Annotated in this window: 9 protein-coding genes and 2 riboswitches; of the genes, 8 read left to right on the forward strand and 1 reads right to left on the reverse strand. The window is 37.5% G+C overall.

The features are described from left to right. The first annotated feature begins 3 nt into the window (after positions 1–3). Genes ACI48O_RS22115 through ACI48O_RS22130 form a run of 4 tightly spaced genes read left to right on the forward strand, consistent with a single transcriptional unit; the run spans position 4 to position 4,081 of the window. On the forward strand, positions 4–891 hold the full coding sequence (locus tag ACI48O_RS22115) for an NAD-dependent epimerase/dehydratase family protein (protein ID WP_435563993.1): 888 nt from the start codon (positions 4–6) through the stop codon (positions 889–891). 47 nt (positions 892–938) lie between these two features. After that, on the forward strand, positions 939–2,039 hold the full coding sequence (locus ACI48O_RS22120; RefSeq protein ID WP_435563994.1) for an NAD-dependent epimerase/dehydratase family protein: 1,101 nt from the start codon (positions 939–941) through the stop codon (positions 2,037–2,039). A 5-nt stretch (positions 2,040–2,044) separates the two neighbouring features. Further along, positions 2,045–3,289, forward strand: a complete 1,245-nt coding sequence (locus tag ACI48O_RS22125) for a UDP-glucose dehydrogenase family protein (RefSeq protein WP_435564003.1) — start codon at positions 2,045–2,047, stop codon at positions 3,287–3,289. A gap of 45 nt (positions 3,290–3,334) precedes the next feature. Continuing rightward, entirely contained in the window at positions 3,335–4,081 is a 747-nt protein-coding gene (locus ACI48O_RS22130) for a DUF707 domain-containing protein (protein ID WP_435563995.1), read from the forward strand. 97 nt (positions 4,082–4,178) lie between these two features. Here the strand turns inward: ACI48O_RS22130 and ACI48O_RS22135 are convergent, their stop codons facing one another. Further along, positions 4,179–4,439 carry a YciI family protein gene (locus tag ACI48O_RS22135; protein WP_435563996.1) on the reverse strand — a complete coding sequence of 87 codons (261 nt, stop codon included), beginning with the start codon at positions 4,437–4,439 and terminating at the stop codon, positions 4,179–4,181. Between the two features lie 124 nt (positions 4,440–4,563). After that, positions 4,564–4,665, forward strand: a riboswitch (purine riboswitch). A 119-nt stretch (positions 4,666–4,784) separates the two neighbouring features. Here ACI48O_RS22135 and guaA point away from each other — a divergent pair. From guaA to ptsG, 4 genes are all read left to right on the forward strand, one after another. Beyond that, positions 4,785–6,338, forward strand: coding sequence for a glutamine-hydrolyzing GMP synthase (gene guaA, locus ACI48O_RS22140; protein ID WP_435563997.1), 1,554 nt, complete (start codon positions 4,785–4,787; stop codon positions 6,336–6,338). A 100-nt stretch (positions 6,339–6,438) separates the two neighbouring features. Further along, positions 6,439–6,540, forward strand: a riboswitch (purine riboswitch). Between the two features lie 123 nt (positions 6,541–6,663). Next, positions 6,664–7,995: an NCS2 family permease gene (locus ACI48O_RS22145; RefSeq protein ID WP_435563998.1), complete on the forward strand. Its 1,332-nt coding sequence runs from the start codon at positions 6,664–6,666 to the stop codon at positions 7,993–7,995. 144 nt (positions 7,996–8,139) lie between these two features. After that, positions 8,140–8,979, forward strand: coding sequence for a glucose PTS transporter transcription antiterminator GlcT (gene glcT / locus ACI48O_RS22150; RefSeq protein WP_435563999.1), 840 nt, complete (start codon positions 8,140–8,142; stop codon positions 8,977–8,979). A gap of 189 nt (positions 8,980–9,168) precedes the next feature. After that, positions 9,169–11,235 carry a glucose-specific PTS transporter subunit IIBC gene (ptsG, locus tag ACI48O_RS22155; protein ID WP_435564000.1) on the forward strand — a complete coding sequence of 689 codons (2,067 nt, stop codon included), beginning with the start codon at positions 9,169–9,171 and terminating at the stop codon, positions 11,233–11,235. The last annotated feature ends 347 nt before the right edge of the window (positions 11,236–11,582 follow it).

The following is an 11,582-nucleotide window of genomic DNA, read 5'->3' on the forward strand; positions in this document are numbered from 1 at the left end:
AGTATGAAAATTCTAATCACTGGTTCAACCGGCTTCTTAGGGAGTCATCTCACCAAAGCACTAGTTCATGAAGGTCATGAGGTTATTATTTTAAAAAGAAGCTTTTCAGATACTTGGAGAATCGCTGATATTTTACCAAAAGTGACCGTTTTTAATGTCGATCAAAGTCCGCTTGAGCAGCTTTTTACAGAAAGCGGACCGATTGATGTTGTGATTCACTCAGCAACGAAATATGACCGCAATGGGGAAAACGCTTCGCAATTGCTGGATAGTAATGTTTTGTTTCCATTAAGGCTACTGGAAACAGCAAGTGCATTCAAAACAAAAATGTTCATAAACACAGATTCTTTTATTCATAAGAACCTTGTAGGATATCGATATTTACCGGGATACGCGTTAACCAAAAAGCAATTTTTGGAATGGGGAAAGGAGTTTGGTACATCAGAAAAAATCCGCTTTATTAACGTAAGGTTAGAGCATATTTACGGCTCATTTGACAGCGAGACGAAATTCGTCCCCTTTATTTTAAGCAGCTGTTTACGTAATCTCCCCGAATTACAGCTTACCCCAGGGAACCAAAAGAGGGATTTTCTTCATGTCAACGATGCAGTTACTGCCTATTCCCTGTTAATAAGGCAAAAGATAACAGACGTTCCATGGTTTAAGGAATATGAATTGGGCACCGGAGAAACGGTAACCGTTCGTCATTTTGTCGAACTCCTTCATCAAAAGACTCAATCTAAAACGATACTCAAATTTGGGGCATTGCCGCATCGGGAAAACGAGATCATGGAATCGAAGGCAAATAATGATGACATAAAAAAATTAGGCTGGAACAGTAAAATAAGTCTCGAAAAGGGAATCGAACTTCTTTTAAAGGATGAAAAATAATTTCTTTATCAGAACGAGATTTTTTAATAAAACATAAGGTGGTTAAAATGGAATCTGATAAAAAAAATACGATATATGAAACAGATCTTCAGTATATTTTTCAAAAACTACGAGAAAGCGAAAGGGAAAAGCTTAACAATTCAACTATTCTCGTAACGGGATGCGGCGGATTTTTAGGCTACTATTTAATGTCTTTTTTTGCTAAATATGCTAATGAACTAAAGATCAAAAAAATTATTGGGATTGACAATTTTCAACTCGGGAAACCGAAATGGCTTACAGAATTAAGTAAATTGAATGATAAAATCGAGCTTTACCCAGTTGATATAACTCAATTTTCCTTGTTCGACCATGAGAAAATTAATGACGTTGATTATGTACTTCACATGGCCTCAATTGCCTCTCCAACATTCTACAGAAAATATCCACTTGAAACGATTGACGCAAATGTATTAGGTTTAAGAGCTTTGCTTGATTTTTATAAAAACAAGGACATGAAAGGATTATTATTTTTCTCCAGCAGTGAGGTTTACGGTGATCCTGATCCAGGCTATATTCCTACACCTGAGGATTACAGAGGTAATGTTTCGATGATCGGGCCGCGTGCTTGCTACGATGAATCAAAAAGATTTGGCGAGACACTTTGCTATTTATACGCTGAAAAGTTTCGTATGCCCATTTCAATTGTCAGACCATTTAACACTTATGGGCCTGGTATGAGGCTTAATGATAAACGGGTTCCGGCTGATTTTGCCAAAGCAGTTGTTGAAAATAAGCAGTTAGTTATGTATTCCGATGGGAAGCCAACTCGGACATTCTGTTATGTGGCGGACGCCATCGTCGGATATATCAAAGCCTTACTATATGAACCTTTTGATTACTTTAATATAGGGATGGACAAACCGGAAATCTCAGTAAAGGAATTGGCCGAAATATATAAACAATCCGGTTCAAATATTTACAACTTTAATCAATCTATAGAGTTTAAAGAATCAGAGGAACCCAGTTATTTAACCGATAATCCTTCAAGAAGATGCCCTGATATTTCAAAGGCTAGAAATCTTATAGGCTATGCGCCTTCTATTTCTGTTGTTGAAGGTGTAAATCGCTTTTTGACCTTTTTGAAGGAAGGGGGAGATATTCATTGATTACGGTGATTGGTCTAGGCTTTGTTGGGTTGACAACGGCTCTAGGCTTTAGTGATAAAGGATATAAAGTGTATGGTTATGATATTGACCTAAAGAAAAATGAGCAGTTAACAAAGGGAGCGATTCCTTTTTATGAACCTTATCTCGTTGAGAAACTAAACGAGCACTTGAACAAAAACTTTGTTATCGTTGACGATTTACAACAAGCGGTAGAAAACAGTGAAATGGTCTTTATTTGTGTAGGGACTCCGAGCAATACAGATGGCAGTGCTGATTTACGTTATATTTTTGAGGCAATCAAAAGCGTTGTTTCCTGTATAAAAAAGCAGGAATTTAAAGTGTTGGTGATTAAATCTACTGTTCCGCCAGCTACAACAAGCAAAAAGATTAAACCTTTTATCGAGAGCCTAGGTATGAAGGTTGGTGTCGATATAGGCTTAACCAATAATCCTGAATTTTTGAGAGAGGGGCATGCGTGGGATGATTTTATGAAGCCGGACAGAATTGTTATTGGTCAGGAAGATGATAAAAGTGGACAGATCGTCGAAAAAATTTATCAGTCCTTTGATGCACCCATCTATAGGGTTACTTTAAATTCTGCTGAATTTATTAAATATTTGTCTAATACCTTGCTGGCAACGCTGATTAGTTATGCCAATGAACAGTCATTGATTGCCAAATCGATAGGGGACATTGATATAAAAAAAGCCTTTCAAGTATTGCATCTTGATAAAAGGTGGTTTGGTAAACCAGCCAACATGACTTCGTACGTATACCCAGGCTGTGGATTTGGAGGATACTGTTTACCAAAAGATACAGCGGCGTTAATTAACGAATCAATAAAGAACGCATATTCTCCAGAAATACTAATCAGCACTTTAAAAGTAAATAACAGGATGAAAGAATATATTGTCAATGATGTAGCAAGTAATGTGAACGAGAAAGAAAAGCTTGGAATTCTCGGGTTAGCATTTAAGCCGAATTCAAATGATGTAAGAGATACACCGGCTAAAGCAATCATTGAGCTCCTAATCCAAAGAGGATACACCAATTTAATTGCATATGACCCTATGGCAATGGAAGAATTCAAAGACGCCTACAGCCTTCCGATTGAATACGCTCCTAATTTACATTCGCTGCTCTCTGAAGTAAATCATGTTGTAATTTTAACAGCCTGGGATGAATTTATAAAAAATGAACAATCAATTATAAAGAAACAAGTCTTTGACTATCGTTATCTATTTAATTAGTGAATGACCAGGAAGTTAAAATAGCCAAAAGGAGTGGCTGAATGAATGGCAAACGTTATTAAACCGATTAAATATACGGGGAAAAAGCGGTTTCTTGTTATGGCGAGGGTCGGGGATTCCTCGCTTCATAAAGAGTGGTTAAAGCCAAAAGAGCACAAAAACTTTGACTTATACCTTGAGTATTTTGGCGATGGAAGTAATGATTACAAAAGTAATTGTCAGTTTTATGCCGAGGCAAAAGAAACAAAATGGCCTCGATTTTATAGGGTAATGAAAGAGTATGGAGACGAGATTTTTAAATATGATGCTGTATGGATGCCTGATGATGATATATACACTAATTGTTCAGACATTAATAAAATGTTTAAAATTTTTAAGCGGTATAAGTTAGCCTTAGCGCAACCTGCTTTAACAAACGATTCTTATTATTCTCATCCAATCACGCTGAGAAAGAGCAAATATTTTTTGCGCTATACAAAATTTGTAGAAGTAATGGTTCCAATTTTTTCAAGAGACGCTCTCAAATTGTGCTGGCGTTCATTTAAAAAAAGTAAATCGGGCTGGGGACTTGATAGTATCTGGCCGAAATTATTAGGCTATCCAGATAATAAAATAGCGATTATTGATGAAATAGGTGTAAAACATACTAGGGCTGTCGGAGGCGGGACATTGTATCAGGATATTCAAGGTTCTGCTTATCAAGAACTAGATCGCATTTGTAAAGAGTATGGGGTTACTGAACAATTTGATTTTAATGTGTATGGTAAGATTCGAAAAGGAGAGGAAAAATAAAGGGTGTTCTTGATGAATGAAAAAGAAGACCCCGATAAGGTGTAATTCTTAAGGGATCCTCTTTGTACCATTACGTGAGGTTTTCAAACGATATGTTTCAAGTGTACTTTGTCATCCACTCTTTTACCACAATGGTCGATGAACCAGTTTTAACGAGCGGATCAAGTTCCCCGATTCGCTTTGCTTCACTAAAAGAACCTGCTCGGACAATATAGGCACCACCGGTTGCATCACTGAAAGGCCCGTACATTTCTAATTTATTTTCCTTTTTTAACCGGCTAAGATACTCATAATGGGCGGGAATTTGTTCTGGGTCAAATTTTTCTGTTCTAGTCGTAATAAATAAGTATTTGTTCAAAAGCAGCCCCTCCAACATACCAATGATTTAGATGAAGTAATTTTAACACTATTTTGAATTATCTGCAGTTATTTGCTATGTAGAATTGCTTGACCTGAAAAATATTGTACTGATAAAATAATCTGGGAACTAATATAAAAACCTTCATATATACTCGAAGATATGGTTCGAACGTTTCTACCAAATCACCGTAAATGATTTGACTATGAAGGCAGATTGATCAGTATACTGCACCTATACTAGAATTCTGCTTTTCTGAAAATAAGGAAAGAATTCTAGTTTTTTTATTAGGTTAGGGGAAAAGTAAGTTTAAAGAGATCATTTTAAGTAAAGAGGTGTCCAATAGTGACAGAAAAAACGGAGTTTCAAAACCTGGAAAAAATTATCGTACTTGATTTCGGAAGCCAATATAATCAGCTGATTACTCGACGTATTCGTGAATTTGGTGTTTATAGCGAACTTCATCCACACACGATTACTGCAGAAGAAATCAAAGCGATGAATCCAAAAGGGATTATCTTTTCAGGAGGCCCTAATAGCGTATACGATGAGAACTCTTTCCGCTGTGACGAGAAAATATTCGAGCTAGGCCTTCCGATTCTTGGGATCTGCTACGGTATGCAATTAATGACGGTTAGCTTAGGTGGAAAAGTAGAGCAGGCGAAGCAGCGTGAATACGGTAAAGCGGAGATAAAGGTAGAAAATCAAACTCGTCTATTCTCTCAATTGCCAGAGGAGCAAGTTGTCTGGATGAGCCATGGGGATCTAGTTACAGAAACTCCGGCAGGATTTACGGTTGATGCAACGAGCCCTAGCTGCCCAATTTCAGCAATGAGTAATGAAGAGCGGAAGTTTTACGGTGTTCAATTCCATCCTGAGGTTCGTCATTCTGTATACGGAAATGAATTGTTAAAGAACTTTGTCTTTGGCGTATGTGAATGTGCGGCTAACTGGTCAATGGAAAACTTCATTGAAATGGAAATGAATAAAATTCGCGAATTAGTTGGTGACAAGCAAGTATTATGTGCGTTAAGTGGCGGAGTGGATTCTTCCGTTGTTGCTGTTCTCATCCATAAAGCAATCGGTGATCAGTTAACGTGTATTTTTGTCGACCACGGTTTATTGCGTAAAGGTGAAGCGGATAGTGTAATGAAGACGTTCGCGGAAGGTTTCCATATGAACGTTATCAAAGTCGACGCTAGAGACCGCTTCATGGCAAAATTAGAAGGGGTTTCTGATCCTGAGCAAAAACGCAAAATTATCGGGAATGAGTTTATTTATGTGTTTGATGACGAAGCACATAAGCTAAAAGGAATTGATTTCTTAGCTCAAGGTACTCTTTATACCGATATTATTGAAAGTGGAACAGCCACTGCCCAAACAATTAAATCTCATCACAATGTTGGCGGACTCCCTGAAGACATGCAGTTTACGTTAATTGAGCCGCTCAATACTCTATTTAAAGATGAAGTCCGAGCTTTAGGAACTGAGTTAGGAATTCCAGACGATATCGTGTGGAGACAACCATTCCCTGGACCAGGTCTTGGAATTCGAGTTCTTGGTGCAATCACAGAGGACAAGCTTGAGATTGTTCGGGAATCGGATGCAATTTTACGCGAAGAAATTAAAAAAGCAGGGCTAGATCGTGATATTTGGCAATACTTCACAGTCTTACCAGACATTCGTAGTGTCGGTGTAATGGGAGATGCCCGTACTTATGACTATACAATTGGAATCCGTGCGGTGACTTCAATTGACGGTATGACATCAGACTGGGCCCGCATTCCGTGGGAAGTACTTGAAACGATTTCGACTAGAATCGTGAACGAAGTAGCTCATATAAATCGTGTAGTGTACGATATTACAAGTAAGCCACCAGCAACAATTGAGTGGGAATAGGACAAAACAAAAATACGAACATTAAAAAAGCGAACATGAAAAATGTTCGCTTTTTTGTATTGACTCTCGTTATGTTGATATAGTAATATAAAAAGGTGCTTTAGAATATAATAGATTACATCGTATAATCTTGGGGATAAGGCCCAAAAGTTTCTACCGAGCTGCCGTAAATAGCTTGACTACGAGGTGAAGTGTTAATATAGGGTTAGTATTTAGTTATTATTTTTCCTTTTTTCCCTATTTTTTCCCTTCCTCAAGTCAATGCTTGCGACGCTCGCGAAGCATTTTTTATTTTTCTATAAAAAGACCTTTGAGGAGGAAGAAAATGAAAAAGTATTTTCAATTTGAAGAGCTGGGCACGAATTATCGCCGTGAATTTTTAGGCGGACTTACAACATTTTTAGCAATGGCTTATATTTTGGTCGTTAATCCGATTACGTTAACACTTGCAGATGTACCGGATCTACCAGATGCATTAAGAATGGATCATGGTGCGGTCTTTGTTGCTACAGCTTTGGCTGCTGCTGTCGGTTCTATCATAATGGGTCTATTAGGGAAGTTTCCAATTGCCCTTGCTCCAGGGATGGGATTAAACGCATTCTTTGCTTATACAGTTGTTCTAAGCGGTGGAATTCCTTGGCAGCATGCGCTTGGTGCCGTATTAATTTCGAGTGTTTTCTTCTTACTTTTAACATTATCAGGTATTCGTGAAAAAATTATTAATGCGATTCCTGTTGAATTAAAGCACGCTGTTGGTGCTGGTATTGGTCTATTTATTACCTTTATTGGTTTGAAAAATGCCGGAATCATCGTCGACAACCCAGCTACTCTTGTAGGTTTAGGGGATTTAACAAATGGCAATACCTTGCTCGCTATTTTCGGTATTTTGATTACAGTCATTTTTATGACTAAAGGAATCAATGGCGGCGTATTCTACGGAATGATTATTACAGCTGTTGTTGGAATGATTTTCAATTTGATCGACGTTCCAACAAAAGTAGTAGACGCTATTCCAAGCATTGAACCAACCTTCGGTGCGGTATTTACATCTTTTTCAGATAGCTCATTTTATACTTCAGAAATGCTAGTGATCATTCTTACATTCTTGTTTGTTGATTTCTTTGATAATGCTGGTACGTTAGTAGCGGTTGCGAATCAAGCTGGATTAATGAAAGATAATAAGCTTCCTAATGCTGGTAGAGCGCTATTTGCAGATTCGATTGCATCACTTGTTGGTTCGATCTTTGGTACGTCAACAACTACTTCTTATATTGAGTCTTCTGCAGGGGTTGCCGCAGGAGCAAAAACGGGCTTTGCAGCTTTAGTAACAGCAGGATTTTTCTTGCTTTCCTTATTCTTCTTCCCATTACTATCAGTCATTACTGCGCCGGTTACGTCAGCAGCACTAGTGATTGTTGGGGTTCTAATGGTATCATCTCTAGCGGAAATTAAGTGGTCTAGATTTGAAATTGCGGTTCCTTCGTTCTTAACGATGATCGCAATGCCACTAACTTATAGTATCGCTACTGGTATCGCAGCTGGATTTATTTTCTACCCTATTACAATGATCATGGCTGGAAAGAGAAAAGACATTCATCCAATCATGTATATATTCTTTGTAATTTTCGTTTTGTATTTTATCTTCTTAAAAGAATAGACTATCGAAAGGGCCATGAAATTCATGGCTCTTTTTTTAGTTCAACACATTGATGTATTCGTTTGCATTTTTTATATTGACTTACTTTTGTGCCTCCATTAAGATGTTTATACGAGTCGGAAAATGTCGAAACGGGGAGAGCCAATGAGGGTAGAAGTTGATAAAGTTCTTAATAACAATGTTCTAATTGCCATTCACTCCTCTTTTGGTGAAGTAGTGCTCATCGGTAAAGGAGTTGGATTTAATCGCAAAAAAGGGGATTTAATGGATACAAACTCCGTCGAAAAACTTTTCGTTTTGAAAAATGAAAAGGAGCGGCAGGACTATATTAAACTCCTTCCATTTGTAGATAATGATATGCATGAGGTCATTATTTCTGCAATTGATTTAATCAAAACAAAAGTCAACGCACCTTTAAATGAACATATTCATGTCGCGTTAACTGACCATCTTATGTTCACCTTTAACCGAATTTCAAATGGGATGGAAGTAAGAAATCCTTTTTTGGTTGAAACAAAAACTCTATATCCTTTTGAATATGGTATTGCCCAAGCGGTAGTAAACCATATTACTGCAAAAACAGGCATCCACCTTCCGGAAGGTGAGCTTGGGTTTATTGCTTTGCACATTCATAGTGCTGTCATGAATCGAGATTTATCTGAAGTAAACTACGACTCACAGTTAGTCACAAAATTAATTAATATGATTGAAGATCAATTAAAAATAAAAATAAATAAAGACAGCATTGATTATACAAGGCTTATTCGCCATCTGCGCTACACGATTGAGCGGGTTAAAAACGGGGAACGAGTTGAGGAACCAGAAAAAATATCTTCCCTATTGAAAGAGGAGTATCCTGTGTGTTACAATCTATCATGGAAACTCATTAAAGTTTTACAACAAGCATTATCCAAGCCAGTTTTTGATGCAGAAGCTGTTTATCTTACAATGCATCTTCAACGGCTCCAGAAAAAAATTAAATAACCGTCATTATCATTTTTTTACGTGTTACTGATTCGATCAGGCATGAGTAAAGAAGGGTAATTGAAATGAAAGTTTTTGGGTAACCTACTCTTAAGCTTTCCTTTCAGTTTACACTCCTTTATTCATGCCTTTTTATTTTGCTTGAATGTAAGCGATTAATGAGAAAATCAAAATTTTGGAGGTCATTATATGTTCAAAAAAGCTTTTGGTGTCTTGCAAAAAGTTGGTAAAGCATTAATGTTACCGGTAGCTCTTTTACCTGCAGCGGGGATCTTGTTGGCACTTGGTGCAGCGTTAAGAAACCCGACATTGATTGAAATTGCTCCGTTTTTAGAAAGCGGCGGAGTTGCGATGGTTGCATCAGTTATGCAAGGGGCAGGGGACGTTGTGTTTGGTAACTTACCATTATTGTTCGCTGTTGGTGTAGCTGTCGGGTTAGCTGGCGGTGAAGGGGTAGCTGGTTTAGCTGCAATCATTGGTTACTTGATTATGAATGTTACGATGGGAACTGTTCTTGGCGTTACTCCTGGTGATAATATTGTGGGACACACAGTTAGACTTGGTATACCTACATTAGAAACAGGTGTTTTTGGTGGTATCATTGTTGGTATCATCGCCGCATCTCTGTACAATAAGTTTTATGAAATTGAATTACCTTCTTATTTAGGTTTCTTTGCGGGTAAACGGTTTGTTCCAATTGTAACTGCAGGAACAGCAGTTTTACTCGGCTTGGTAATGTTAGTCGTTTGGCCGCCAATTCAGTCAGGGTTAAATGCCTTCTCGCAAAACATGGTTCATGCGAACTTAACCCTTTCTGCATTTATTTTTGGGGTAATTGAACGGTCATTAATCCCATTTGGTTTACATCATATTTTCTATTCGCCATTCTGGTATGAATTTGGAGAGTACATTCCAAAAGGTGGAGGGACACCAGTTCGCGGTGACCAGGCTATTTTTATGGCTCAAATTAGAGACAATGTTCAAAACTTGACAGCTGGTACTTTCATGACAGGTAAATTCCCATTCATGATGTTCGGTTTGCCAGCTGCTGCATTAGCTATTTACCAAGAAGCACGCCCTGAAAAAAAAGTTTTTGTAGGTGGATTAATGGCATCCGCAGCTTTAACTTCATTCTTAACAGGGATTACAGAGCCAATTGAATTCTCATTCTTATTCGTTGCACCAATACTATTCGGAATCCACGCAATCTTTGCTGGTTTATCCTTTATGACAATGCATCTGTTAAATGTAAAAATCGGGATGACTTTCTCTGGTGGTTTAATTGACTACATCTTATTCGGTCTAATTAACCCGCAAACAAATGCATGGTTAGTAATTCCAGTAGGTCTTGTGTTCGCGGTAGTTTATTACTTTGGTTTCCGTTTTGCAATCCGTAAGTTTAACTTAAAAACTCCAGGTCGTGAACTGGAAGAAGAAGAGTCTGGAGCAGTAACTGGACAAACAAGTGATTTACCTTATAACATTCTTGAAGCAATGGGTGGCCAAGAAAATATTTCGCATCTTGACGCTTGTATCACTCGTCTTCGTGTATCAGTAAAAGATATTAAAAATGTTGACAAGGATCGTTTGAAAAAGTTAGGTGCTGCAGGTGTTCTTGAAGTAGGAAACAACATCCAGGCAATTTTTGGCCCACGTTCAGAAACAATTAAAGGTCAAATGCAGGATATCATTTCTGGTAAAAAACCAAGAGCAGTTCAAACAGCAACTTCAGGTGCAAACAAAGTAGAGAAGCAAATTGAGGATGTCAATCCAGCTGTTCTACAAAATGAAAATATTAAAGAAGAATCCATTATTTCGCCAATTAAAGGTGAAATTAAACCAATTACCGAAGTTCCTGATGCAGTATTTTCAGGTAAGATGATGGGGGATGGCTTTGCAATCCTTCCAACTGATGGGACCATCGTATCCCCTGTAGATGGAAAAATCATTAATCTATTCCCAACAAAACATGCGATCGGAATTTTATCTGATGGCGGAAGAGAAATTCTTATTCATGTTGGTATCGATACGGTTAACCTTAAAGGTCAAGGTTTTGAAGCGCTTGTTTCAGAAAATGACCGTATTGTGAAGGGGCAACCATTGTTGAAGGTTGATTTAGACTTTGTTAAACAAAATGCTCCATCCATTATTACTCCGATTGTGTTTACTAACCTTGCACAAAACGAGACTGTTGTCCTTAAGAAACAAGGCTCAGTAAATTTAAAAGAAGAAAATATTATTTCCTTTACAAAATAATGATAAAGCCGAACTCGTTTTCAGAGTTCGGCTTTTTTCATTATTACTTTTAAAACTTTTGAAGAAGGTATGTGTAAATTGGTTGAGATTTCCACTATAAACTTGTTGATTTAATATTATAAGGGTGATATTATATAGAAACCGCCTTGAAGAAAGGTTAACAACAAAAAAAGATTTTAAAAAAGTTGTTGACTCTTGGTTGGTAACGAGATATACTAAGAAAGTTCGCTTCTGGCGGACGCGAAAAATTGCTCTTTGAAAACTAAACAAACAAACGTCAACAAACAATAAATATCGTGTTTCTTCTATATAATAGAAGTTCACGAGCCAACGTAACTTTATGAGCT

The sequence above is a fragment of the Neobacillus terrisolis genome (assembly GCF_051233475.1).
In the GTDB taxonomy this organism is placed as follows: Bacteria; Bacillota; Bacilli; order Bacillales; family Cytobacillaceae; genus Bacillus_BU.

Coding starts and splice junctions, on each gene's coding strand:
- ACI48O_RS22115 (WP_435563993.1), top strand. CDS start 4: ATGAAAATTCTAATCACTGGTTCAACCGGCTTCTTAGGGAGTCATCTC.
- ACI48O_RS22145 (WP_435563998.1), top strand. CDS start 6,664: ATGAAAAAGTATTTTCAATTTGAAGAGCTGGGCACGAATTATCGCCGT.
- ACI48O_RS22130 (WP_435563995.1), top strand. CDS start 3,335: ATGGCAAACGTTATTAAACCGATTAAATATACGGGGAAAAAGCGGTTT.
- ptsG (WP_435564000.1), top strand. CDS start 9,169: ATGTTCAAAAAAGCTTTTGGTGTCTTGCAAAAAGTTGGTAAAGCATTA.
- ACI48O_RS22120 (WP_435563994.1), top strand. CDS start 939: ATGGAATCTGATAAAAAAAATACGATATATGAAACAGATCTTCAGTAT.
- glcT (WP_435563999.1), top strand. CDS start 8,140: ATGAGGGTAGAAGTTGATAAAGTTCTTAATAACAATGTTCTAATTGCC.